This is a genomic window from Bacillus sp. MBGLi79 (assembly GCF_002953915.1).
Genome location: NZ_CP026521.1, coordinates 3691154 through 3716021, shown reverse-complemented (window position 1 = coordinate 3716021; position 24868 = coordinate 3691154). Strand labels below are relative to the sequence as shown.

General features: G+C 47.7%; 18 protein-coding genes and 1 pseudogene. 14 read left to right on the top strand and 5 right to left on the bottom strand.

The features are described from left to right. Positions 1-182 precede the first annotated feature (182 nt). From C1T29_RS18960 to spsC, 4 genes are all read left to right on the top strand, one after another. Positions 183-1403, top strand: coding sequence for an NAD(P)/FAD-dependent oxidoreductase (locus C1T29_RS18960; protein WP_095432021.1), 1221 nt, complete (start codon positions 183-185; stop codon positions 1401-1403). Between the two features lie 172 nt (positions 1404-1575). After that, the gene (locus C1T29_RS18955; RefSeq protein ID WP_003243733.1) at positions 1576-1719 is read left to right on the top strand and encodes a YuiA family protein; all 144 of its coding nucleotides are present in this window, start codon (positions 1576-1578) and stop codon (positions 1717-1719) included. 53 nt (positions 1720-1772) lie between these two features. Next, positions 1773-2093 (top strand): YuiB family protein, encoded by a 321-nt coding sequence (locus C1T29_RS18950; RefSeq protein ID WP_014665226.1) that lies wholly within the window; start codon positions 1773-1775, stop codon positions 2091-2093. A 102-nt stretch (positions 2094-2195) separates the two neighbouring features. After that, positions 2196-2852, top strand: a complete 657-nt coding sequence (gene spsC, locus C1T29_RS18945; protein ID WP_080488032.1) for a stationary phase survival protein SpsC — start codon at positions 2196-2198, stop codon at positions 2850-2852. A 29-nt stretch (positions 2853-2881) separates the two neighbouring features. Here spsC and C1T29_RS18940 read toward each other — a convergent pair whose 3' ends face one another. Further along, positions 2882-3358, bottom strand: coding sequence for a divergent PAP2 family protein (locus C1T29_RS18940; protein WP_014665224.1), 477 nt, complete (start codon positions 3356-3358; stop codon positions 2882-2884). Positions 3359-3515: 157 nt separating this feature from the next. On the opposite strand from C1T29_RS18940, the gene C1T29_RS18935 reads away from it, so the two are divergent. Together C1T29_RS18935 and C1T29_RS18930 are read left to right on the top strand one after the other, a co-directional pair. Next, on the top strand, positions 3516-5018 hold the full coding sequence (locus C1T29_RS18935; RefSeq protein WP_103750164.1) for a leucyl aminopeptidase: 1503 nt from the start codon (positions 3516-3518) through the stop codon (positions 5016-5018). 143 nt (positions 5019-5161) lie between these two features. Then, positions 5162-6490 (top strand): Na+/H+ antiporter family protein, encoded by a 1329-nt coding sequence (locus C1T29_RS18930; RefSeq protein ID WP_014665222.1) that lies wholly within the window; start codon positions 5162-5164, stop codon positions 6488-6490. 71 nt (positions 6491-6561) lie between these two features. On the opposite strand, the gene C1T29_RS18925 is transcribed toward C1T29_RS18930, so the two are convergent. After that, positions 6562-7164, bottom strand: a complete 603-nt coding sequence (locus C1T29_RS18925) for a biotin transporter BioY (protein ID WP_040081953.1) — start codon at positions 7162-7164, stop codon at positions 6562-6564. A gap of 101 nt (positions 7165-7265) precedes the next feature. On the opposite strand from C1T29_RS18925, the gene C1T29_RS18920 reads away from it, so the two are divergent. The 8 genes from C1T29_RS18920 (at position 7266) to C1T29_RS18885 (ending at position 21137) form a co-directional block, all read left to right on the top strand. Further along, a complete protein-coding gene (locus tag C1T29_RS18920) occupies positions 7266-7862 on the top strand; it encodes a sulfite oxidase-like oxidoreductase (protein ID WP_014665221.1) in 597 nt (198 codons plus the stop codon). Positions 7863-8074: 212 nt separating this feature from the next. Further along, the gene (besA, locus tag C1T29_RS18915) at positions 8075-8944 is read left to right on the top strand and encodes a ferri-bacillibactin esterase BesA (protein WP_095431821.1); all 870 of its coding nucleotides are present in this window, start codon (positions 8075-8077) and stop codon (positions 8942-8944) included. Positions 8945-9135: 191 nt separating this feature from the next. Then, positions 9136-9921: a 2,3-dihydro-2,3-dihydroxybenzoate dehydrogenase gene (locus C1T29_RS18910; protein WP_040081956.1), complete on the top strand. Its 786-nt coding sequence runs from the start codon at positions 9136-9138 to the stop codon at positions 9919-9921. 25 nt (positions 9922-9946) lie between these two features. Then, positions 9947-11143 carry an isochorismate synthase DhbC gene (gene dhbC / locus C1T29_RS18905; RefSeq protein ID WP_095431820.1) on the top strand — a complete coding sequence of 399 codons (1197 nt, stop codon included), beginning with the start codon at positions 9947-9949 and terminating at the stop codon, positions 11141-11143. 28 nt (positions 11144-11171) lie between these two features. After that, a complete protein-coding gene (locus C1T29_RS18900) occupies positions 11172-12791 on the top strand; it encodes a (2,3-dihydroxybenzoyl)adenylate synthase (RefSeq protein WP_095431819.1) in 1620 nt (539 codons plus the stop codon). Between the two features lie 27 nt (positions 12792-12818). Beyond that, positions 12819-13757 carry an isochorismatase gene (locus C1T29_RS18895; protein WP_095431818.1) on the top strand — a complete coding sequence of 313 codons (939 nt, stop codon included), beginning with the start codon at positions 12819-12821 and terminating at the stop codon, positions 13755-13757. A gap of 19 nt (positions 13758-13776) precedes the next feature. After that, positions 13777-20913 carry a non-ribosomal peptide synthetase DhbF gene (gene dhbF / locus C1T29_RS18890; protein WP_103750163.1) on the top strand — a complete coding sequence of 2379 codons (7137 nt, stop codon included), beginning with the start codon at positions 13777-13779 and terminating at the stop codon, positions 20911-20913. A gap of 14 nt (positions 20914-20927) precedes the next feature. Further along, positions 20928-21137: an MbtH family protein gene (locus C1T29_RS18885; RefSeq protein WP_095431816.1), complete on the top strand. Its 210-nt coding sequence runs from the start codon at positions 20928-20930 to the stop codon at positions 21135-21137. Positions 21138-21180: 43 nt separating this feature from the next. On the opposite strand, the gene C1T29_RS18880 is transcribed toward C1T29_RS18885, so the two are convergent. The 3 genes and pseudogenes from C1T29_RS18880 to adeR form a co-directional block, all read right to left on the bottom strand. Then, complete coding sequence (locus C1T29_RS18880; RefSeq protein WP_069840251.1) at positions 21181-21858, bottom strand: YukJ family protein; 678 nt, start codon at positions 21856-21858, stop codon at positions 21181-21183. 111 nt (positions 21859-21969) lie between these two features. After that, positions 21970-23106 carry an alanine dehydrogenase gene (ald, locus tag C1T29_RS18875; RefSeq protein WP_014477847.1) on the bottom strand — a complete coding sequence of 379 codons (1137 nt, stop codon included), beginning with the start codon at positions 23104-23106 and terminating at the stop codon, positions 21970-21972. A 101-nt stretch (positions 23107-23207) separates the two neighbouring features. Continuing rightward, a pseudogene (adeR, locus tag C1T29_RS18870) lies at positions 23208-24477 on the bottom strand (sporulation transcriptional activator AdeR). Between the last annotated feature and the right edge of the window lie 391 nt (positions 24478-24868).

Sequence of the window (24868 nt, the reverse complement as noted above, 5' to 3'; positions counted from 1 at the left end):
AATGATCTTTTTCTGAATGTTTCTTGAGCCAGCCGGATAAACATGGTAGTAGTGCTATGGGTGAGGACTTCACAAAAAACTTTTCAATATATTTCATAAAATCCCGCCAATAAGCTGAAGCTAACACAAATGATGATTTTATTATGGGTCTAACAAAAGCAAAAAAAGAGAAGGTGGATGTGATGGCATTGAATAAGCCCAAAATCGTGATTTTAGGTGCAGGATATGGCGGATTGATGACGGTGACAAGGCTGACGAAGTATGTCGGGCCGAATGATGCTGACATTACGCTTGTAAATAAACACAATTATCATTATGAAACGACATGGATGCATGAAGCGAGCGCGGGTACGCTCCATCATGACCGCTGCCGTTATCAGATAAAAGATGTAATCAACCAGTCACGGGTTAATTTTGTACAGGATACCGTAAAGGCAATCAAAATTGATGAGAAAAAAGTTGTGCTTGCGAATGGAGAACTGCAGTACGATTATTTAGTCATCGGGCTCGGCGCCGTGCCTGAAACATTCGGCATTAAAGGCTTGAAAGAATATGCGTTTCCGATCGCCAACATCAACACGTCGCGCCTGCTGCGGGAACATATTGAGCTGCAGTTTGCGACTTACAATACGGAAGCGGAAAAAAGGCCGGACAGGTTAACGATCGTTGTTGGCGGCGCCGGATTTACGGGCATTGAATTCCTTGGCGAGCTGGCGGCTCGCGTGCCGGAGCTCTGTAAGGAGTATGACGTTGACAGAAGCCTTGTCCGCATCGTTTGTGTGGAAGCAGCGCCGACCGTTTTGCCGGGCTTTGATCCGGAACTTGTTGACTATGCCGTACATTATCTTGAGGAAAACGGAATTGAGTTCAAGATCGGCACGGCTGTACAAGAATGTACACCAGAAGGAGTCAGAGTCGGCAAAAAAGATGAGGAACCAGAGCAGATCAAATCGCAAACCGTTGTATGGGCGGCAGGTGTCCGCGGCCATCCGATTGTGGAGGAAGCTGGTTTTGAAAATATGCGCGGCCGGGTGAAAGTCAACCCTGATCTTCGCGCCCCAGGACATGACAATGTCTTTATTCTCGGTGACAGCTCGCTGTTTATGAATGAAGATACAGAGCGCCCGTATCCGCCTACTGCGCAAATTGCCATGCAGCAGGGCATAACGGTCGCTAAAAACCTTGGCAGGCTTATTAAAGGCGGAGAGCTTGAGGAATTCAAGCCGGACATTAAGGGGACAGTGGCTTCTCTTGGCGAGCATAACGCGGTTGGGGTTGTTTATGGCAGAAAGCTGAAAGGCACGCCGGCTTCGTTTATGAAAAAAGTCATTGATAACCGCTCGTTGTTTATGATTGGCGGACTCGGACTGACACTGAAAAAAGGCAAGTTCAAGTTTTTCTAAAAACCCGCGGAAGCGGGTTTTCTTTATTAAAAAACGCCAAAATAAAAAGAGAACGAGAGGAAAATAAGTATGTTTCCGCTTACATGAAAAAATTTGTCACATGATCTGACTTTATTGTTGACAGCCTGATATGTTATATTATCAGAAAATTAAGAAAAAGGGTGATGATCAGATGAAAACTGCAACGACAACCGCTTCACATGCATGCCCATTTTGCTCAGGAAAAGGATATTTTCAATTGATTCTCGGCGGTTCAGAGACTTGTCCGTCTTGCCAGGGGACAGGAAAAGACAGTCATTCATTTTCCAGCCGTTGACTTTATTTCCACCCCCGCGTTACACTAAAAGCAACGCAGGGGGGTGGAATAGGTTGATTAGTCTGCCAGTCGTAATCATCTCAATTGTTTTGTTTTTTGTTTTGTTTTTTGGAATCGGTTTCTTATTAAACATGCTGCTGAGAATGTCTTGGATTATGGCTGTGATTTATCCGGTTGTATGTCTTTTCATTATCAGCAAAGAAAAGCTGGTCAGCTATGTCCAGTCACCGGGAGAATCCTTTGCCAGCCTGTTTCATCGTGTCTTATCGTTAGCGGCTGCCGATGTGCTGATTTTAGCCAGCGGTTTGGCCGGCGCCATTGTGTCAGGGATAGCGATCAATATGCTTAGAAAAAGAGGATATCAAATGTTTTAACTGCCGCTTTCTTCTATAGAAAGCTTTTTTTGTATGTTCGCTCATTCATCATTTTGAATAATGCTCTCTCCGCTTGGGAACAATGATTCGGAGGAGAGGTGAATGATGTTGAATATGATCAGACGTTTGCTGATGACCTGTTTATTTCTGCTTGCATTTGGCACGACATTTTTATCAGTGTCAGGAATTGAAGCGAAGGACTTGTCAAAATGGGTGCAGGAACATCAAGAAAAGCACTTGAAGCATGCAGGACTGACATTAAAAGCATTGCAGCAGAAACAAACACAAACGACGTCCGCGGCTAAGGATAAAACAAAGCCGTTAGAAGAAGCATTTGACTGGGATGAGTATCCGGTTCAAAGAGTAACAGCAACTGGCTATACTGCAGGAGCTGAGTCGACGGGAAAAAATCCCGGTGATCCATTATACGGGCTTACATATTCAGGCGTGAAAGTGAAACGGGATCTGTATTCCACGGTTGCTGCCGACCCATCGGTTTTCCCGATCGGCACGATTTTATTCATTCCGAATTACGGTCTCGGAGTTGTAGCTGACACCGGATCGGCTATTAAGGGAAACCGCCTTGATTTGTACTTTGAAACCGTCAAAGATGTATACAATGAATGGGGCAAAAAAACCCTTGATGTATATGTGATTAAAAAGGGAACGGGAAAGATTACCGAGGATGAGCTTGAGAAGCTCAATGAAACAAAATCTTTGCAAGTGTTCAGAAATCAATATAAAACGGTGAAAGAATAAAAACGCTCCAGCGAAAGCAGGAGCGTTTTTTACATGAAAAAGTAAGCGAGTGCCAATGTTAGTAAAATACCTGTCAGGCCTCCGAAAAAGACTTCGATCGGCTGATGTCCGAGAAGCTCTTTCAGCTTTTTTTGTTTTTCTTTTTCTTCAGCTTTAGGGAAGTCCTTTGCTTCATTAACAAAACGGTTAAAATCAATGACAAGCTTATTAATGACTGTTGCCTGCTCACCGGCGTGACGTCTGACGCCAGTTGCGTCAAACATGGTGATGACGGCGAAAATGGCAGAAACCGCAAAGAGTGAGGAGCCTAATCCATGCTCCAAGGCTACGCCTGTAGAAAGCGCAGTGACCGCTGCGGAGTGAGAGCTCGGCATGCCGCCTGTGCTTGTGACCAGCGACCAGTCCAGTTTTCTGGACACGATATACTGTATGGGCACTTTGATGACCTGAGCAAAAATAATTGCGGCCAGGCTTGATAATAAAGGAAAATTCGTTAAAAGTTCCATCGGCGACATCCTTTCTATTTGAAAAATCCTTCGTGTTTCAAAAGAAAAAAGCAAGTCTTAGACTGTTGTTTGATAAAATAAGTGTAGTGGAAAGAATGTTTTTCCTATTATACCATTGTTCATTACAAATACCCATTACGTTAGGAGTGTAAGCCTCATGTTTTATGCGGTTCAGCAATTAGAGCATACAGAAACCCTTGTGGTCGGGCTTTTTCAAAAAAGCCAGCTGACAGGAAAAGCGTTGGAAATTGATGAAATGCTCGAAGGCCATCTGACACAGCTTTTAAAAGATGGTGATGTCTCTGCGAAACCGAATCAAGTATCAAAAGTATTCCCCCCAGCTTCTGCGGGTATGAAACGAATTTATTTCATTGGTCTGGGAAGAAAAGCAAATTTTACGTTTGAACAGGCGAAGGAGCGTTTTGCTCATGTTTTTCAGGCTATTCATAAAGACCGAAAACAAGAAGCAGCTGTCCTGCTTGATACGTTTATTTCGGAAGATGTGCCTCCAGCCGATGCCGCTCATGCATTAGCTGAGAGCTGCCTGCTTGCTTCCTATGAGGTGCAGGATTATAAGCACAAATCAAATGAGCCTGACAAACAAATTGAAACCGTATATGCTGTCACAGATGAAGATACACAGGAAGTGCAGGCGGGGCTTCGCGTCGGCCAGGCATACGGACAAGGGACAAATTCGGCTAGAACGCTTGTGAATATGCCAGGAAACATGCTGACCGCGACTGACCTCGCTTCATATGCAGAAGAGCTTGCGGCAAAATATGATTTTGAGTGTGAGATATTGGAGAAATCAGAGATGGAAGAGCTCGGTATGGGCGGAATACTTGCGGTAAACCAAGGCTCTGCCGAACCGCCGAAAATGATTGTGCTGAAATATCAGGGCAAAAAGGAATGGGAAGATGTCGTCGGACTTGTCGGGAAAGGGATTACATTTGACACAGGCGGCTACTCCATTAAAACGAAATCTGGAATTGTCGGCATGAAATCAGATATGGGGGGAGCTGCTGCGGTTCTCGGCGCTATGGAAACGATCGGAGAGCTTCGTCCCGAGCAAAACGTGCTGGCCGTTATTCCGTCAACCGATAATATGATCTCTGGCGGGGCGATGAAGCCTGATGACGTGATCGTATCTTTAAGCGGAAAAACAATTGAAATCCTCAATACAGATGCTGAAGGAAGGCTCGTGCTTGCAGATGGCATTACATACGCGAAACAGCATGGCGCATCAGTTCTTGTTGATGTGGCTACGCTTACCGGCGGCGTCGTTGTGGCATTAGGAACAGAAACAACCGGCGCAATGACAAATGATCAAAGCTTTTACCAGCAGGTAGCTGATGCCGCACAAGAGTGCGGCGAGGCGATCTGGCAGCTGCCGATAACAGAGAAGGATAAAAAGCGCGTAAAAAGCAGCCAAATGGCGGATCTCAGCAACTCGCCGGGGCGTGAAGGACATGCGATTATGGCAGGAACGTTTCTTGGAGAATTTGCTGAGTCAACACCTTGGGTTCATCTTGATATTGCGGGCACAGCGTCTGCCAATAAAGCGACCTGCTTTGGACCGTCCGGTGCAACCGGTGTTATGGCAAGAACATTGGCTACACTTGCGGAGCGATTTGCATTGGAAGAAGAGAAAAGCGAATAATGTTGAATCCCTGCTGCATCTTGCGGCGGGGATTTTTTCTTCCAAAATCTTTAGTTGACTAAAGTGGATCGGTTATGATACGATACGTTCGTACTTTATTTATCTACTACATTAGCAAACTAAAGGATTTTTGGAGGGGTATCATGAATGCAGTCGTCATCGCAGTCCTGCTTATGCTTGTATTAAGCCTGCTGCGTGTCAATATTGTTATCGCATTAATTATAGGCGCCTTAGCCGGCGGGTTAACAGGCGGACTCGGTCTTGGCGAAACGGTTAAAGCTTTCACAGACGGTCTCGGCGGAAATGCCACCGTTGCAGTCAGCTACGCCATGCTTGGCGCGTTTGCCGCCGCTTTGACGAAAACGGGTCTTCCGGACGCAATGGTGGAAGCCTCCGTTAAATTAATCGGAAATAAAGAAGATTCTCGCAAAAAAGCACTGTCTAAGGTGCTGATTGTGCTGATTATTTTAATTGTATCTTGTTTTTCCCAAAACGTCGTTCCAGTTCACATCGCGTTTATCCCGGTGCTGATTCCGCCGCTTTTGAAAATCTTTAATGAACTTGAAATGGACCGCCGTCTGATTGCGTGTGTGATCACTTTTGGTTTAACAGCGCCTTATATTGTGCTGCCGGTTGGTTTCGGCCAAATCTTCCAGGGAATGCTCAAGGATAATATGGCAGATGCCGGATTAAACGTATCTCTCGGTGATATTCCTTATGCGTTAATGATTCCGGTTGCTGGTATGGTTGTAGGTCTGATTTTATCAATCATCGTATTCCGTAAACCGAAAACATATGAAACAAAAGAAATTTCTGGTGCGAGCTCTTCTCCATATACGAAAAAAAGCCTGGCTATCGCGGTGCTTGCCATCGTTGTGTCACTCGGCGTCCAGCTTTACTTATCTCAGACTTTGGGAGTAGAAGGGATGATTATGGGGGCGCTGGCAGGCCTGGTTATTCTGTTTGTCAGCGGTGTGATGAAGCGTGATGAAGCGGACTCACTGATTACTGACGGAATGGTCTTAATGGCCTTTATCGGCTTTGTCATGCTTGTTGCAGCCGGGTTTTCAAACGTATTAACGAAAACCGGAGATGTCGAGTCACTGGTTAAAACAGCAGCTGGCATCATGGGGCACAGTCAGTTAGTGGGTGCATTGCTGATGCTCATTGTCGGCTTGTTCATTACAATGGGAATCGGATCTTCTTTTGCGACGATTCCTGTTATCACAACGATCTTTGTGCCTCTTTGCCTGCAGCTTGGATTCAGCCCGATGGCAACGGTTGCGATTATCGGGGCAGCTGCTGCGCTTGGCGATGCCGGTTCACCTGCCAGCGACAGCACGCTTGGACCGACTTCAGGTTTAAGTGCGGACGGCCAGCATCACCACATTTGGGACACTTGTGTGCCGACTTTTGTATTTTATAATATCCCGCTTATTATCTTTGGATGGATTGCAGCGCTTGTTTTATAAGGAAAAAGGCTCCCCTTTACTGGGGAGCCTTTTCTCGTTATCATAAAAAAACCGTTCCCATAGAACGGTTTTTACGTGGACGATATGTGATTTCTGTTAAAGCCGGTTGCTTTATGAATAGACCGGTATATCCCTGGTGCGATAAACGCCAGTATGACAGCCAGCGCCGTGTCTTTTACCATAAACCAAGTCATAAAGCCCCAAGCTGTGCCGTAGCTTACCGGCGTATGAATCCACAGCTTCAGTGCAAGATACATATAGGTAGTGCCGATGATATACATGATTGCCGTTCCGATAAGTGAAGCAATGAGAAATCGAATTTTGCTTGGCTGAATTTTTCGTTCTAAAAACCATCCCGCTGCAAATGCTGCCGGGATGTATGAGATAATAAACCCGCCGCTTTTCCCTGCAAACGGTGCGAAGCCTGCAGAAAATTGAGCAAACACAGGCGCTCCGGCCAATCCGACAAGTGCATATACAATCATGGCAATCGCTGCTCGTTTGCTGCCGAGAAGCAAGGCTGCCAAGAGACAGAAAAACGGCTGCATCGAAAGCGGAATGCCGGCAACTTGTAAAAAGGGTGCTACTGAGGTAAGGTTGGCTCCGACAGCCATAAGTGCGGCGAACATGCCGATCAGCGCCATATCGGCCGCGCGAAGTTTACGTTGTTTCATAGTTGTCCCCCTTAGGTTTACATACACAATCATAGAGTAATAAAGAACGGAAATATTGTCAACATAAATTAAAACAAGGTTAACAAAAGAGAGGGTTCCATATGTATTTTGGAAAAACAAAACAGTCCGATCAATCTGGAAGAGTGCCCCCAAATCAAAATGTCACCACTTCATTTCCTGTGCTTCATACGGGAAGTGTCCCATATTACGAAGATATGACGAGATGGAATCTTCAAGTATACGGTTTGGTTGACCAACCGATGCTGCTGAGCTTTGAAGATGTCAAAGCCTTTCCGAAGTACGAATCGAAAAATGACATTCATTGTGTCACGGGCTGGTCGAGGCTTGATAATGTGTGGCAAGGCGTGCGTGCTCGTGATATAGCGGAAAAAGCGGGTGTGAAAGAAGAAGCTGGCTACGTTATTTTACATGCGGAAGAAGGCTGGACGACCAATCTGCCGCTTGATGATTTCTTAGCGGAAACTTCCCTTCTGGCTTATGCGCATAATGGCGAGCCATTAACGCCTGAACACGGCTTCCCGCTGCGGGGTGTATTTCCGCATCTGTATTTTTGGAAAAGCGCCAAATGGCTGCGCGGCATCCAATTTACGAAAGAAAACCATCCGGGCTTTTGGGAACGGAATGGCTATCACATGAGAGGGGATCCTTGGCAAAATCAACGATTTACATGGGATTAAGGTTCTATTTCAAACAGGACCATCCGCATCTTTATCAGGTTTTTATTTCCATATTGGTAGTCTGCAGGTACCTTATTTGATACAGGTGCCTTTTTTATTCGGGAAAAAGTTGACTTTCTTTGGAAGAAAACCTATTATTTGAGTTGTCTAGTTGATAGTGAAAATCATTATCATACATTGCGTTTAGTTTAAGGAGAGGAATGTCGTACTGCATGAAAGAGCAAACAACAGACCGGACGAAAGGCGGAACACCAAACGCATATACGATTCCTGGTACGGAAGTGCGTATGATGTCTTCTCGCATTGAAAACCGTACCTATCATATTTTTATCTCGAAACCGAATACGCCGCCGCCACCCGCTGGCTATCCTGTGATTTATCTGCTGGATGCCAATTCTGTCTTTGGAACGATGACGGAAGCCGTTCGAATACAGGGGCGCCGACCTGAAAAAACAGGGGTAATTCCTGCAGTGATCGTCGGCATTGGCTATGAGACAGCGGAGCCGTTTTCCTCAGTGCGTCACCGGGATTTTACAATGCCGACAGCCCAATCGAAGCTGCCGGAACGGCCCGACGGCAAAGAATGGCCGGAGCATGGCGGAGCAGAGAGCTTTATCAGGTTTATTGAGGAGGATCTGAAACCGGAGATAGAACGAGATTACCAGATTGACAAAAATAGACAAACAATCTTTGGCCACTCGCTTGGCGGGCTTTTCGTGCTGCAGGTGCTGTTCACTAAGCCGGAGGCGTTTCAAACTTATATTGCGGGAAGTCCGTCCATTCATTGGAATAAACCGTTTATTCTCGAGAGAGCGGATCATTTCGCCTCCCTCACTAAGAAAAACAATCAGCCTATCAATATCCTGCTTGCCGCAGGGGAATTGGAGCAGCATCATAAAAGCCGGATGAATGATAATGCGAGGGAGCTTTACGAGCGGCTGGCCGTTTTATCTGAACAAGGCATACGGGCAGAATTTTGCGAGTTTTCAGGAGAAGGGCATATTTCGGTTCTTCCTGTTTTGATCAGCCGGGCGCTGCGTTTTGCGCTTCATCCTGAAGGACCGCATCTTTCAATGGGCTGAGACATACTCAGCCTTGCTTCTAAAAAATAGTTGTCACTGAAATTATATTTGACTGTCACATGACATTTGGATATGATTATTTTTATAATTGATAATGATAATCATTATCAATAAATTGCGCTTTTCAAAGTGCGGCAGTCTTTTTCTCTGGATTCTGTTCGGCATCTAGAGTGAAGAAAGGAATTGATGATATGAATGCAACGGATATAAAGGGCAAAATTGCTTTTATAACAGGGGCAGCCCAAGGGATAGGTGAAGCTGTTGCGCGGACGCTTGCCGGTCAAGGCGCACATATTGCGGCAGTTGATTATAATCCTGAAAAGCTGGAAAAGGTTGTGAACAGCCTCAAAGCGGAAGGGCACCATGCGGAAGCTTTTCCTGCGGATGTGAGAGACAGCGCGGCGATTGACGAGATCACGGCGCGCATCGAACGCGAGATGGGGCCGATTAATATTTTGGTGAATGTAGCGGGTGTCCTTCGCCCGGGTCTCATCCATTCGCTTAGTGATGAGGAATGGGAAGCGACGTTCTCAGTGAATTCGACTGGCGTATTTAACGCCTCGCGTTCAGTCAGCAAATATATGATGGACCGGAGATCTGGTTCGATCGTAACGGTCGGATCAAATGCTGCGGGTGTGCCAAGAACATCTATGGCGGCATATGCATCTTCAAAGGCTGCGGCTGTGATGTTTACGAAATGTCTTGGCCTTGAGCTTGCAGAATACAATATTCGCTGCAACATCGTGTCTCCCGGATCAACGGAAACAGACATGCAGTGGTCATTATGGGCCGATGAGAATGGAGCGGAGCAAGTCATAAAAGGATCACTTGAGACATTTAAAACAGGGATCCCGCTCAAAAAATTAGCCCAGCCTTCGGATATTGCGGATGCGGTGCTCTTTTTGGTTTCTGGCCAGGCAGGGCATATTACGATGCATAATTTATGCGTAGATGGCGGCGCAACGTTAGGCGTGTAACTGAATTTAAAGGAGGTTCATGAGAATGTTGAAACAAAACGTAATACCAGAAACAAAAGCGGAGCATTTGCTTCGTGAGTATCAGCCGGGTGCCTTTTTCTTAGCTTCTCCTCATCGCGTACTGTTAGCGAAAGGCATATGTGAAATCGTACCGGGGGCAGACGGACAAAATCAAATGGAAACCCTTTCCGTCCGTATTGCAGAGACGCTGCGTCAGGCAAAGCGATCGGGCCAAAGCCGTCCGCTTGTTGTCGGGGCCGTTCCTTTTGATCAAGTAAAAGCAGCGCGGCTCGTTGTTCCTGAGGAAGTTCGCTGGTCAGAACCGCTTCAATTTGACTATGCGGAGAAGGAGCAGCAATGTGAGCATACATATCACATAGAGCCTGTTCCGGCACCGGAGGATTATAAAAATGGTGTGGAACAAGGGCTGGCTCGCATTGCCGATGGAACACTCAGCAAAATCGTTCTGTCCAGGTCGCTGCAGCTGACATCGCCTGAACCGATTCAGACGGATGAGCTGCTTCGCCATCTGGCTCAGCATAACACGCATGGCTACACATTTGCCGCGGACGTGTCCAGTCAGACGGAAACATCTCCCCGCCGAACATTGCTCGGTGCAAGTCCGGAGCTTCTCGTTTCAAGGATGGGAACTCAGGTCGTTTCCAATCCATTAGCCGGTTCAAGGCCGCGCAGTGATGATCCTGTTGAAGACCAGCGCCGGGCAGTTGAATTGCTTGCTTCCGCAAAAGATCTTCATGAGCACGCGGTTGTGGCTGACGCAGTTGCGGCAGCGCTAAGGCCTTTCTGCCGGACGCTGGATGTTCCGGAGAAGCCTTCACTGATCAAAACAGAAACAATGTGGCACCTGTCCAGCGTGATTAAGGGAGAGCTTTCCGATCCATCTGTAACCGCACTTGAATTGGCGGCGGCGCTTCACCCGACGCCGGCGGTCTGCGGAACACCGACTGATCTTGCAAGAGAAGCGATTCTCAGCATTGAGCCGTTCGACCGCGGTTTCTTTACCGGCATGGTCGGCTGGTGTGACGATGCGGGTGACGGAGAATGGATCGTGACGATCCGTTGTGCAGAGGCAGAAGATCGCTCACTCCGCCTGTATGCGGGAGCTGGTGTTGTTGCCGGATCAAAGCCAGAGGACGAGCTTCAGGAGACATCCGCAAAGTTTCGGACAATGCTGCGGGCAATGGGTGTGAATCACTTATGATCAGAATGAATTGCTGGAGGGATACAATATGCTGAATGGATTTACTCCTTGGCCTGATGAGTTAGCTGAGACCTATCGAAAGAATGGCTGCTGGGCCGGCGAGACGTTTGGAGATTTGTTAAGAGACCGGGCAGCCAAATATGGCGATCGCATTGCGATTACATGCGGGAACACCCATTGGAGCTATCAAGAGCTTGACACAAGGGTTGATCGTCTGGCTGCCGGATTTCAGAAGCTTGGCATTCAACAGAAGGATCGTGTCGTGGTGCAGCTGCCAAATATCAAAGAGTTTTTTGAAGTCATTTTCGCGCTCTTCCGCCTGGGGGCGCTCCCAGTCTTTGCACTGCCTTCACATCGAAGCAGTGAAATTACATACTTTTGCGAGTTTGCTGAAGCGGCTGCATATATCATTCCCGATTCTTATTCTGGTTTTGACTACCGTTCACTTGCCAGACAGGTTCAAAGCAAGCTGCCGACGTTGAAACACGTCATTGTCGCGGGTGAGGCAGAGGAATTTTTGCCGCTGAACGATTTGCATACAGAACCTGTAAAACTGCCTGAAGTCAAATCTTCAGATGTGGCGTTCCTCCAGCTTTCTGGCGGGAGCACCGGGCTATCGAAACTGATTCCGAGGACTCACGACGACTACATTTACAGTCTGAAGCGAAGTGTCGAGGTCTGCTGGCTCGACGACAGCACGGTGTACTTGGCAGCTCTGCCGATGGCGCACAATTATCCGCTGAGCTCACCGGGGGTTCTCGGCGTATTATACGCTGGAGGAAGAGTGGTTTTATCTCCTTCTCCAAGTCCAGATGACGCATTTCCTTTGATTGAACGCGAAAAGGTCACGATAACCGCTCTTGTTCCGCCTCTTGCGATGGTATGGATGGATGCGGCATCCTCACGCCGTGACGATTTATCCAGCCTTCAAGTGCTGCAGGTCGGCGGTGCCAAGTTCAATGCTGAAGCCGCGCGAAGGGTAAAAGCTGTTTTCTGCTGCACGCTGCAGCAGGTGTTCGGAATGGCAGAGGGGCTTGTCAATTATACGAGATTGGATGACCCTGAGGAGATCATTGTCAACACCCAAGGAAAACCGATGTCCCCATATGATGAAGTGCGTGTTTGGGATGATCAGGATCGCGATGTAAAACCTGGTGAAGCAGGCCACTTGCTAACGCGGGGACCGTATACAATTCGAGGTTACTATAAGGCGGAAGAGCATAATGCTGCTTCATTTACTGAGGACGGTTTTTACCGTACGGGTGATATCGTCAGGCTGACACCAGACGGCTATATTGTCGTTGAAGGCCGTGCGAAGGACCAAATTAACCGTGGAGGAGAAAAGGTTGCGGCTGAAGAGGTAGAAAATCATTTGCTGGCGCACCCGGCTGTCCATGATGCGGCAATGGTCTCCATGCCTGATCAATTTCTTGGCGAAAGATCGTGTGTGTTCATTACTCCCCGGGATGAAGCCCCGAAATCCGCAGAGCTCAAAGCCTTTTTGAGAGAGCGCGGACTGGCGGCATATAAAATTCCCGACCGTATAGAATTTGTCGAATCCTTCCCGCAGACAGGGGTAGGAAAGGTAAGCAAAAAGGCCCTTCGTGAAGCCATTGCTGAGAAGCTTCTTGCAGGGGCAAAAAAATAAAACAACAATTTGAGAGGAAGTGTTCCAATGGCTATACCTGCCATTCAGCCGTATCAAATGCCGACAGCGTCTGATATGCCGCAAAACAAAGTATCATGGGTGCCCGATCCAAATCGGGCTGTCTTGCTAATACACGATATGCAAAACTATTTTGTCGATGCTTTCACAGCAGGAGCGTCCCCGGTAACAGAGCTTTCAGCGAATATACGAAAGCTGAAGGATCAATGTGTTCAGCTTGGGATTCCTGTTGTCTATACCGCGCAGCCGGGAAGCCAAAATCCGGCTGACCGGGCGCTGCTGACAGATTTTTGGGGCCCGGGATTAAACAGCGGTCCTTATGAGGAGAAAATTATACCCGAGCTGGCACCGGAGAATGATGATCTTGTGCTGACAAAATGGAGATACAGCGCGTTTAAGAGAACGAACCTGCTCGACATTATGCGCAAAGAGGGACGCGATCAGCTGATCATTACCGGAATTTACGCCCATATTGGGTGTCTCGTTACAGCATGTGAAGCATTTATGGAGGATGTGAAAGCCTTTTTCGTGGGAGATGCAGTTGCTGATTTTTCATTAGAAAAACATCAAATGGCGCTGGACTATGCGGCTGGACGCTGTGCATTTACCGTGATGACTGATAGTCTTCTTGATCAGCTGCAGAATGCGCCGTCAGACGTTCAAAAAACGTCAGCAAACACCGGCAAAAAAGAAGTATTTACATGTGAGAATATCCGTAAACAAATTGCTGAGCTTCTGCTAGAAACACCGGAAGACATTACAGATCAAGAGGATTTGCTCGATCGTGGTCTAGATTCGGTAAGGATCATGACATTGGTGGAACAATGGCGCCGTGAAGGGGCAGAGGTGACTTTCGTGGAATTGGCTGAACGCCCAACGATCGAAGAATGGGAGAAATTGCTCACAACCCGCAGCCAGCAAGTGCTGCCAAACGCGGATTATTTATAAAAGGAGGGTAAACAAACGGATGCCTGATACAAAAGATCTTCAATATTCTTTGACCGGGGCACAAACTGGCATATGGTTTGCTCAACAGCTTGATCCGGACAATCCAATCTACAATACGGCAGAATATATAGAAATCAATGGACCCATCAATATTGCTCTTTTTGAAGAAGCTTTGCGGCACGTGATCAAGGAAGCGGAATCGCTGCATGTCCACTTCGGTGAAAATATGGACGGGCCATGGCAGATGATAAACCCGTCTCGGGATGTACAGCTGCACGTCATTGACGTCAGCTCTGAGCCTGATCCGGAAAAAACAGCATTAAACTGGATGAAAGCAGATTTGGCAAAGCCGATTGATTTAGGAGATGACCCTTTGTTCAATGAAGCTCTGTTTATTGCCGGGCCTGATTGTTTCTTTTGGTATCAGCGCATTCACCATATAGCGATCGACGGCTTCGGTTTTTCACTGATAGCCCAGCGTGTGGCAAGTACATATACCAAGCTTATAAAAGGACAAACAGCTAAGGATCGTTCCTTTGGGTCTCTCCAAGCTATTTTGGAGGAGGATACAGATTATCGCGGATCAGAGCAGTATGAGAAGGATCGTCAATTCTGGCTGGACCGTTTTGTAGATGCACCTGAAGTTGTGAGCTTGGCTGATCGGGCGCCAAGAACATCTAACAGTTTTCTTCGTCATACGGCATATCTGCCTCCGTCTGATATAAACGCGTTAAAAGAAGCGGCGCGTTATTTCTCAGGAAGCTGGCATGAAGTTATGATTGCGGTGTCAGCTGTTTATGTGCACCGTATGACCGGCTCTGAGGATGTTGTGCTCGGCCTGCCCATGATGGGAAGGATAGGTTCCGCATCACTGAATGTACCGGCTATGGTGATGAACCTTCTCCCGCTTCGGCTGACTGTCAGCTCTTCGATGAGCTTATCTGAACTGATTCAGCAAATTTCCCGGGAAATCCGCAACATTCGGCGACATCATAAGTATCGCCATGAAGAGCTTCGGCGTGATCTGAAATTGATAGGAGAAAATCATAGATTATTTGGCCCTCAAATCAATCTCATGCCGTTTGATTATGGTCTCGACTTTGCCGGGGCCCGGGGCATAACGCATAATCTTTCAGCCGGTCCTGTTGATGATCTATCAATCAATGTATATGACAGAACAGATGGCAGCGGGCTGCGAATTGATGTTGATGCGAATCCCGAGGTATACAGCGAGTCTGATATCAAGCATCATCAGCAGCGTATCCTGCAGCTGCTGCAAGCGGCTTCAGCCGGGGAGGACATGCTGATTGGGCAAATGGAGGTTTTGCTGCCAGAGGAGAAAGAACAAGTCATTCATAAATGGAACCATACGGAAAAATCCGAGAAGCTGGTCAGACTCCAGGACATGTTCGAAAAACAGGTAGTTCTTACGCCTGAGCGTATCGCTCTTATGTGTGATGACATTCAATTCAATTATCGAAAGCTCAATGAAGAGGCAAATCGCCTTGCGCATCTGTTGATTGAAAAAGGCCTTGGTCCAGAGCAATTTGTCGCTTTGGCGCTGCCGCGTTCTCCAGAGATGGTGGCTTCAATGCTTGCTGTGCTCAAGACTGGTGCGGCGTATCTCCCACTTGATCCGAAGTTTCCTGCCGACCGTATTTCTTACATGCTGGAGGATGCGAAGCCTTCATGCATCATAACGACTGAGGAAATAGCAGCCAGTCTGCCTGATGATCTGGCTGTACCGGAGCTAGTGCTTGATCAGGCTGTTACCCAGGAGGTTTTAAAACGCTATTCGCCTGACAATCCGAATGTATCGGTTTCTCTTGACCATCCTGCGTATATTATCTATACATCAGGATCAACCGGAAGACCGAAGGGTGTCGTTGTGACACAGAAAAGCTTAAGCAATTTTCTGCTGTCCATGCAGGAGGCATTTTCTCTAGGAGAAGAAGACCGGCTGTTGGCTGTGACGACTGTCGCTTTTGATATTTCAGCATTGGAGTTATATCTTCCGCTGATTAGCGGTGCGCAAATCGTGATCGCAAAGAAAGAAACGATCCGAGAGCCACAGGCATTAGCTCAAATGATTGAAAATTTCGATATCAATATCATGCAGGCAACACCGACACTATGGCATGCTTTGGTGACGAGTGAACCTGAGAAACTTCGGGGGCTTAGAGTGCTTGTCGGAGGTGAGGCGCTGCCGAGCGGTCTTTTGCAGGCGCTTCAAGACCTTCATTGTTCAGTCACGAATTTATACGGTCCGACTGAAACAACGATTTGGTCTGCAGCAGCTTTTCTTGATGAAGGGCTGAAGGGCGTTCCGCCGATTGGCAAACCGATTTGGAATACGCAGGTGTATGTGCTTGATAACGGTCTGCAGCCGGTGCCGCCGGGGGTTGTCGGCGAGCTTTATATCGCAGGAACCGGCTTGGCCAGAGGTTATTTCCATCGCCCTGATTTAACGGCTGAGCGTTTTGTTGCAGATCCATACGGACCGCCGGGGACTCGGATGTATCGGACCGGAGACCAGGCTCGCTGGCGCGCTGATGGGTCTTTGGATTATATCGGGCGGGCGGATCATCAAATCAAAATTCGCGGATTCCGAATTGAACTTGGAGAAATTGATGCCGTGCTTGCCAAGCACCCGCACATTGAACAGGCAGCAGTTGTCGTACGGGAAGATCAGCCGGGAGACAAACGATTGGCGGCTTATGTAGTCGCTGATTCTGCTATTGATACTGCCGAGCTTCGCCGTTATATGGGGGCCAGTCTTCCTGATTATATGGTGCCGGCGGCGTTTGTAGAGATGGATGAGCTGCCGTTAACACCTAATGGCAAGCTTGACCGGAAAGCACTGCCGGCGCCAGATTTCAGCACATCTGTCAGTGGTCGGGCCCCGCGGACTCCTCAGGAAGAGATATTGTGTGACTTGTTTGCAGAGGTTCTCGGTTTGGCACGTGTCGGTATCGATGACAGTTTCTTCGAGCTTGGCGGTCATTCTCTTCTCGCAGCCCGACTGATGAGCCGCATTCGCGAGGTAATGGGAGCCGAACTTGGTATCGCCAAGCTCTTTGACGAACCGACAGTAGCCGGTCTCGCTGCCCATCTTCATCAGGCGCAGAGTGCACGTCCCGTTTTGCAAAGAGCTGAGCGATCTGAAAAAATTCCGCTATCTTTTGCCCAACGCCGGCTATGGTTCCTCCACTGTCTGGAAGGGCCGAGCCCTACTTATAATATTCCGGTTACTGTCCGTTTGTCGGGTGAGCTGGATCAAGGAGTGCTGAAAGCGGCACTTTATGACCTCGTCTGCCGTCATGAAAGCCTGCGGACGATCTTCCCTGAATCGCAGGGGACATCCTATCAGCATATTTTAGATGCCGACCAAGCCCGTCCTGAGTTACATGTTACTGAAATTGCTGAGAAGGAGCTTTCTGAGCGGCTTGCCGAAGCTGTACGCTACAGCTTTGATCTTGCAGCTGAACCGGCCTTTCGTGCCGAGCTTTTTGTGATCGGTCCTGACGAGTACGTGCTGCTTCTTCTCGTGCATCATATTGTTGGGGACGGCTGGTCCTTAACGCCGCTGACCCGAGATCTTGGGACGGCTTATGCGGCTCGCTGCCACGGAAAAGCTCCCGAATGGGCGCCTCTTGCTGTGCAGTATGCGGACTATGCGCTTTGGCAGCAAGAACTGCTTGGAAACGAGAATGATCCAAATAGCTTGATTGCCGGACAGCTTGCTTTCTGGAAAGAAACCTTGAAGAACCTGCCTGATCAGCTTGAACTGCCAACCGATTATTCACGTCCGGCTGAGCCGAGCCATGATGGGGATACGATTCATTTTCGTATTGAGCCCGGCCTTCACAAGCGCTTGCAGGAGCTGGCTCGCGCAAATAGGGTGAGCCTATTTATGGTGCTTCAATCCGGTCTCGCCGCTTTATTGACAAGGCTCGGGGCGGGTACCGACATTCCGATCGGCAGTCCGATCGCGGGACGGAATGATGATGCGCTGGGCGATCTTGTAGGGCTATTTATCAATACATTGGTGCTCAGAACCGATACGTCCGGTGACCCAAGCTTCCGTGAGCTTCTAGACAGAGTGAGGGAAGTGAATCTGGCAGCCTATGACAATCAGGATCTGCCGTTTGAGAGACTTGTAGAGGTGCTCAATCCGGCTCGTTCGCGTGCGACGCATCCTTTGTTCCAAATCATGCTTGCGTTCCAAAACACACCGGATGCTGAACTGCAACTTCCTGACATGGAGAGCAGCCTGCGAATCAACAGTGTCGGTTCTGCCAAGTTTGATTTGACGCTGGAAATCAGTGAAGATCGTCTTGCTGACGGGACACCAAACGGGATGGAAGGACTGCTTGAATACAGCACTGATCTTTTCAAGCGGGAAACGGCTCAGGCTCTTACTGACCGATTGATGCGCCTGTTGGAGGCTGCCGAGTCTGATCCTGACGAGCAAATCGGAAATCTGGATATTCTGGCACATGAGGAACGCAGCAATATGGTGACAGATTGGCAAGGTGTATCTGAAAAGATTCCGCACGCATGTTTACCTGAGCAGTTTGAGAAACAGGCTGCTTTATGTCCTGATGCCATTGCCGTTGTTTATGAAGATCAGGCACTGAGCTATGCAGAGCTGAATGAAAGAGCAAATCGGCTTGCCCGCATGCTGATTAGTGAAGGTGTCGGGCCGGAGCAATTTGTGGCCTTGGCACTGCCCCGATCATTGGAAATGGCTGTCGGGCTACTGGCGGTGCTGAAAGCCGGAGCAGCTTATTTGCCTCTTGATCCGGATTATCCGGCTGATCGAATTGCTTTTATGCTAAAAGATGCACAGCCCGCGTTTATCATGACGAACACTAAAGCCGCAGAACACATTCCTCCAGCGGACAACGTGCCGAAAATCGTACTGGATGATCTCGAACTGGAAAAGAAACTAAACACATACCCAGCTGATAATCCGGATAATACGGATCGGACCCAGCCGCTTACGCCTTTGAATACGGCGTATGTCATTTATACATCCGGCTCTACAGGTGTTCCAAAAGGTGTGATGATTCCTCACCAAAACGTAACGCGTTTATTTGCAGCGACCGAGCACTGGTTCCATTTCAGCTCAGACGATATCTGGACCATGTTCCATTCCTACGCTTTTGACTTTTCAGTGTGGGAGATTTGGGGTCCTCTGCTGCATGGCGGGCGTCTCGTCATCGTACCTCATCACGTCAGCAGATCGCCAGAAGCATTTCTGCGCCTGCTTGTCAAAGAGGGCGTGACCGTTCTGAATCAGACACCGTCCGCTTTCTATCAGTTTATGCAGGCGGAACGGGAACAGCCGGATCTCGGACAGGCGCTCAGCCTGCGCTATGTCATTTTTGGCGGAGAAGCGCTTGAACTCAGCCGTTTAGAGGATTGGTATAACCGCCACCCTGAAAATAGACCGCAGCTTATCAACATGTATGGTATTACAGAAACAACCGTGCATGTGAGCTATATCGAATTAGACCGAAGCATGGCAGCTTTACGGGCAAACAGCTTGATCGGCTGCGGCATTCCCGATCTTGGTGTATATGTGCTGGATGAGCGCCTGCAGCCGGTGCCGCCGGGGGTTGCCGGAGAGTTGTATGTATCAGGAGCGGGGTTAGCACGAGGCTATCTAGGCCGGCCTGGTTTAACATCTGAACGCTTCATAGCTGATCCATTCGGTCCTCCAGGCACTAGGATGTACCGCACTGGGGATGTGGCCCGCCTCCGCGCTGATGGTTCTCTTGACTATGTCGGCCGCGCCGATCATCAGGTGAAAATTCGGGGATTCCGGATTGAACTGGGAGAAATTGAAGCAGCGCTCATTCAGCATCCGCAGCTTGAAGATGCGGCAGTGATCGTTCGTGAGGATCAGCCGGGAGATAAACGGTTGGCAGCTTATGTCATCCCTTCGGAAGAAACATTTGATACGGCGGAACTGCGCAGATATGCTGCTGAGAGATTGCCGGATTACATGGTGCCTGCTGCCTTTGTGACGATGAAAGAATTGCCGCTGACACCGAATGGAAAGCTTGATCGTAAAGCGCTGCCCGCTCCGGATTTCGCAGGGTCAGTGACAGGACGCGGACCGAGAACGCCGCAGGAAGAAATTCTCTGTGACTTGTTTATGGAGGTGCTTCACTTGCCGCGTGTCGGCATTGATGATCGTTTCTTTGATTTAGGCGGACATTCCTTGCTTGCTGTACAGCTCATGAGCCGCATCCGCGAATCCCTCGGCGTTGAACTCAGCATCGGCAACCTATTCGAAGCGCCGACTGTTGCCGGGCTTGCTGAAAGACTTGAAATGGGATCAAGCCAAAGCGCTCTTGATGTTCTGCTGCCGCTCCGAACAAGCGGAGACAAGCTTCCTTTATTCTGTGTGCATCCGGCAGGGGGGCTCAGCTGGTGCTATGCCGGTTTGATGACGAATATAGGAACGGATTATCCGATCTATGGCTTGCAGGCACGGGGAATCGGGCAGCGCGAGGAGCTTCCGAAAACACTTGATGACATGGCGGCCGATTACATTGAACAAATACGAACGGTCCAGCCGAAAGGACCGTACCATCTGCTGGGCTGGTCCCTGGGCGGGAACGTCGTTCAAGCGATGGCCACCCAGCTGCAAAATCAAGGAGAAGAAGTTGCCCTATTGGTGATGCTGGATGCCTATCCAAACCACTTCCTTCCTATAAAAGAGGCGCCGGATGATGAGGAAGCGCTTATTGCCCTTCTGGCGTTAGGCGGGTACGATCCAGACAGCTTAGGGGACAAACCGCTAGATTTTGAAGCAGCAATTGAGATTCTTCGCAGTGACGGCAGTGCGCTTGCGAGCTTGGATGAAACGGTCATTTTAAATCTGAAAAATACGTATGTCAATTCTGTCGGCATTTTAGGCTCCTATAAGCCGAAAACCTTCCGTGGAAATGTTTTATTTTTCAGATCAACAATCATTCCTGAATGGTTTGATCCGATTGAACCTGATTCGTGGAAGCCTTATATTAACGGACAGATTGAACAAATCGACATCAACTGCCGTCATAAAGATTTATGTCAGCCGGAACCGCTAGCTCAAATCGGCAAGGTTCTCGCTGTCAAACTGAAAGAGTTAAATCAATAAGGGAGGAGAAATAGATGGCAAATCCTTTTGGAAATGCGGATGGCACCTATTTGGTGCTGATCAATGAAGAAGGCCAATATTCCCTATGGCCCGGTTTTATAGATGTGCCGAGCGGCTGGACAGTCGTTCATGAACAAAAAGGGCGTGAAGCCTGTCTGGACTATATCCAATCACATTGGAGAGACATGAGGCCAAACAGCCTAAAGACTGTTGAAAATGTGTAATCGCATAAAAAGAGACTGCGGCAAGCAGTCTCTTTTTCTATTTTTACGCAGACGTTTGGGTATGGTCACAATCTCTGACAGGGTTTCCGTTTTCATCCGTACACCAAGATTGGGATAAAAACGCTAAAAACACAGCGGCCCACTGATCGGCAAACTGAATCAGAATGCCCCCGTCATGCCAAGAACCGTTGTCTTTTTTCCAGCGGGTATCCATTGCATTCCCTTGATTCATATGGATATTGTGCATGCCGTTGGTCGGGGTAAAGCCGAATATTTTATCTGCAGCCTGTTCAGGTCCGAATTTGGAACCGAATATATAAACCGGCGCTTTCTCATCTTGCGCTTTCTTCATATACGTTTCAATAAAATCATTTAAATCATTATCAGGCCCCGTGATTTCATGCGGCAAAGGCTTCATTTCTCCCGGGTCAAACAAATTGCCCCGCACGTAATCAAGCGCCACTTCACGGTTTGCCTCATTGATCCGTGTATATCCATACGGCATGTTCGGAAGGATGGTAATCGAGCTCGAATCAAACTGATCGTCAGCCAAATACAATACTTCAGATTCCTCAGAACTGGACATCACATTGATGGCGCACCTGTAATACGTATTCTCTTCACCGAGCACTTTGACTTGGAAATGAGGACTGTCATCATCTGTTTCCCGCTTCATGTCTAAGACAATGCCTTTTAACACGCCATATTGCTGAACAGCCATATGAATCCTCCTTTATGATCAACTTCATAATCATAATTCGTGAAATGATCTCTTTTTCCTTTTAAAAGAAAAAAAAAGCCTGCAGAAATCTTTCTGCAAGCTCAATGTGAATTAAGCGCCCGCCACAGATGATTCATCCTGTAAAGCTTTCTCGGCAGGAACATATTCATAGCCTAGATCCCTCGCTACAGCTTCATAAGTTACGTGTCCGTTTGCGGTGTTTAAACCCGCTCTCAGTGCCGCATTGTCTGCGAGCGCTTTTGCTGCCCCTTTGTTCGCGATTTGCAGCGCGTATGGAACAGTAACATTAGTCAGAGCGATTGTTGATGTGCGAGGAACAGCGCCCGGCATGTTCGCTACAGCATAGTGCACAACACCGTGTTTTTCATATGTCGGCTGGTCATGTGTAGTGATATGGTCGACCGTTTCGACGATGCCGCCTTGGTCGATTGCTACATCAACAATGACTGAACCAGGTTTCATTTGTTTTACCATTTCCTCAGTCACAAGAGTCGGAGCTTTAGCACCCGGAATTAATACTGCGCAAATGAGAAGATCCGCTTCCGCCACAGCATCAGCAATATTGACCGGATTAGAAATTAACGTTTTAATTTGATGGCCGAAGATGTCATCAAGCTGGCGCAGGCGGTCTGCGTTTAAGTCAATGATCGTCACATCTGCACCGAGTCCGACAGCCATTTTCGCCGCGTTTGTCCCGACCACGCCTCCTCCGATAATCGTTACTTTTCCGCGAGAAACGCCCGGCACCCCGGCAAGCAAAATGCCTTTTCCGCCTTTAGGTTTTTCTAAGAATTGAGCTCCGATTTGCGCTGCCATTCTGCCCGCAACCTCGGACATTGGCGTGAGAAGAGGCAATGTCCGGCCTTCACTAACCGTTTCATATGCGATGGCAGTTACTCCTTTATCCTTCAAGGCCTGTGCAAGCTCAGGCTCAGCTGCTAAATGAAGATACGTAAACAGCACAAGACCTTTGCGGAAATAAACATATTCTTCCGGCAGCGGTTCTTTTACCTTCATGACCATTTCGGCGTCCCAGACCTGTTTCGGATCAGCAATGATTTCCGCTCCTGCTGACTCATAGGCTTCATTTTCAAATCCGCTTCCAAGGCCCGCGCCTGTTTCAACCAGTACCCGGTGGCCGTTTGAAATGAGCTGTGAAACGCCTCCAGGTGTTAAAGCGACACGGTTTTCATTGTTTTTTATCTCTTTAGGAACCCCTATGATCATATCTGTCTCCTCCTGTATCTGTGATATTTTTAGTGTAGCTCGATATTTTGGAAAATTCTTTGTTTGATTAAGAAAATAAAAAAACATGGATTTGTGAAATTTCACAAATCCATGTGCCGAAGTTTAATATCTAAATAGATGGTGAATTTTTGATTCACATTTTTTAAATCAATTTCAGCGATCTGGCTGATTCGCTTGAGACGGTAATTCAGCGTATTAACGTGTATATTTAACAGCTTGGAAGCCGTATTCACGCTGCTGTCTGCTTCAATAAAGCGCTCTAGCGTCTCTACCAGGTTTGACTGGTGATCCCGGTCATATTGTTCCAGTTTGGAAAGCGAGTAATTATCATAGCCCGCCAGTTTCCGTTTTTCATATAAGACATCTAAGTATTGATAAATGCCTAACTCAGAAAAGCTGAAAAGATGTTTGGTCTCTTCCGCGAACCGTTCCTTCGCTTTTAAGACGGACAATGCCTCCTGATAGGAGCGGGAGACAAAAGAAATAGAGCTGTATATTCCGCCAAAAGCGATAGAAACGTCTTCTATTTTATACCGCTCCTTCAGCTGTTTTTGCGTACTGAAAGCAAACTGTTTTAAATCTTGAAAAGGATGATCTGTTTTGGGTGCGGTTAATATAATCAGTTCATTAGAATCTACGGTCGCCAGCAACACGTAAACCTGCTGGGTCGTTTCCTGTAAATATTGCAGCTGCTGTTCGATTTTTTCAGTCAGCTCACCGTTTATGCGGATGATCATAACGGAAAATTCTGAAGGAGCGGCCATTCCAAGCTTATGGAATCCATCCGCCATGTCGTCCTCCTGATGGATGTGTCCAGTCAGCATTTTCCAGAAAAATTCTTGGCTGCGTTCTTCATTTTTTGTTTTTCTGATTTGAAGTTTAAGAAGTTTGTTTCTCACTGCTTTTGCCGCCATTTGCAATGTCATCAGGTCATCATCAGACAATGTTTTTTGGATCTCAAGCGCCCATATGAAGCCAAGCACTTGGTTGTTTTTCCAAATCGAAATAGCGACCCGATTGCTCAGCCCGACTTCATCGATTTGCTTGACTCTGATCGGCTGGTCCGTTTTTAAGAGAGCAGGAATTGTCCCGTCTTTCCACAGCTTGTTAATCACCTTCTCCGGTACCCTTCTGCCAATAATGGTAGACGTCCGGGCAGGGTCTGTGCAGTCGCTGTGTGTACTGTAGGCAAGCAGCTTGTGGTTAACATCCTCTATGGTGATCGGGCACCGCAGAACGTCGCTGATATGATCAGCCACATCTTCAAGTCTGTCAAAACTATATTTAAACGGATCATTCGGCATGGTCATAAATCTCCCTACTTTTTCGTGCTTGATTTCTCTTTGACATCTCATCCCCTTCCTTTTATTATGATTGTTGTTGTTTGTGAAAATCAACAACAAAGAAAAACACTTACATGAGAGAAACGTTCTATATACATGTGGCGGTGAATCGCCTTTTTAAAGTACAGTTGTATGCCTTATATAATACGAAAGCTTATCCTATTAATCTTCTAAGAGAGTCCTCGGAGGCGAGACTGATTAAGGAAAGAAAAAACTGAACCTTTCAGAAATGGTGCTGTAGCATCAAATATTCTGAAAGGTTTTTTTTGGGAGTTGGAGAATCATTTGGGTCTTTTGGATTATTCGAAGGATGAAAAGAAGATTAAGAAAATAAACCTATTTACTTTACAATATATGTTATTTTTAAGTGGTTAGAGGTAAACCATTGGACTCATTTT

What these genes read in the sequence shown, in the direction of transcription:
- C1T29_RS18930 (WP_014665222.1), top strand. Translation starts at nt 5,162, where the DNA reads ATGAATGCAGTCGTCATCGCAGTCCTGCTTATGCTTGTATTAAGCCTG.
- C1T29_RS18920 (WP_014665221.1), top strand. Translation starts at nt 7,266, where the DNA reads ATGTATTTTGGAAAAACAAAACAGTCCGATCAATCTGGAAGAGTGCCC.
- C1T29_RS18955 (WP_003243733.1), top strand. Translation starts at nt 1,576, where the DNA reads ATGAAAACTGCAACGACAACCGCTTCACATGCATGCCCATTTTGCTCA.
- C1T29_RS18910 (WP_040081956.1), top strand. Translation starts at nt 9,136, where the DNA reads ATGAATGCAACGGATATAAAGGGCAAAATTGCTTTTATAACAGGGGCA.
- spsC (WP_080488032.1), top strand. Translation starts at nt 2,196, where the DNA reads ATGATGTTGAATATGATCAGACGTTTGCTGATGACCTGTTTATTTCTG.
- C1T29_RS18925 (WP_040081953.1), bottom strand. Translation starts at nt 7,164, where the DNA reads ATGAAACAACGTAAACTTCGCGCGGCCGATATGGCGCTGATCGGCATG.
- C1T29_RS18880 (WP_069840251.1), bottom strand. Translation starts at nt 21,858, where the DNA reads ATGGCTGTTCAGCAATATGGCGTGTTAAAAGGCATTGTCTTAGACATG.
- dhbF (WP_103750163.1), top strand. Translation starts at nt 13,777, where the DNA reads ATGCCTGATACAAAAGATCTTCAATATTCTTTGACCGGGGCACAAACT.
- C1T29_RS18940 (WP_014665224.1), bottom strand. Translation starts at nt 3,358, where the DNA reads ATGGAACTTTTAACGAATTTTCCTTTATTATCAAGCCTGGCCGCAATT.
- C1T29_RS18960 (WP_095432021.1), top strand. Translation starts at nt 183, where the DNA reads ATGGCATTGAATAAGCCCAAAATCGTGATTTTAGGTGCAGGATATGGC.
- ald (WP_014477847.1), bottom strand. Translation starts at nt 23,106, where the DNA reads ATGATCATAGGGGTTCCTAAAGAGATAAAAAACAATGAAAACCGTGTC.
- C1T29_RS18885 (WP_095431816.1), top strand. Translation starts at nt 20,928, where the DNA reads ATGGCAAATCCTTTTGGAAATGCGGATGGCACCTATTTGGTGCTGATC.
- dhbC (WP_095431820.1), top strand. Translation starts at nt 9,947, where the DNA reads ATGTTGAAACAAAACGTAATACCAGAAACAAAAGCGGAGCATTTGCTT.
- C1T29_RS18895 (WP_095431818.1), top strand. Translation starts at nt 12,819, where the DNA reads ATGGCTATACCTGCCATTCAGCCGTATCAAATGCCGACAGCGTCTGAT.
- C1T29_RS18935 (WP_103750164.1), top strand. Translation starts at nt 3,516, where the DNA reads ATGTTTTATGCGGTTCAGCAATTAGAGCATACAGAAACCCTTGTGGTC.
- C1T29_RS18900 (WP_095431819.1), top strand. Translation starts at nt 11,172, where the DNA reads ATGCTGAATGGATTTACTCCTTGGCCTGATGAGTTAGCTGAGACCTAT.
- besA (WP_095431821.1), top strand. Translation starts at nt 8,075, where the DNA reads ATGAAAGAGCAAACAACAGACCGGACGAAAGGCGGAACACCAAACGCA.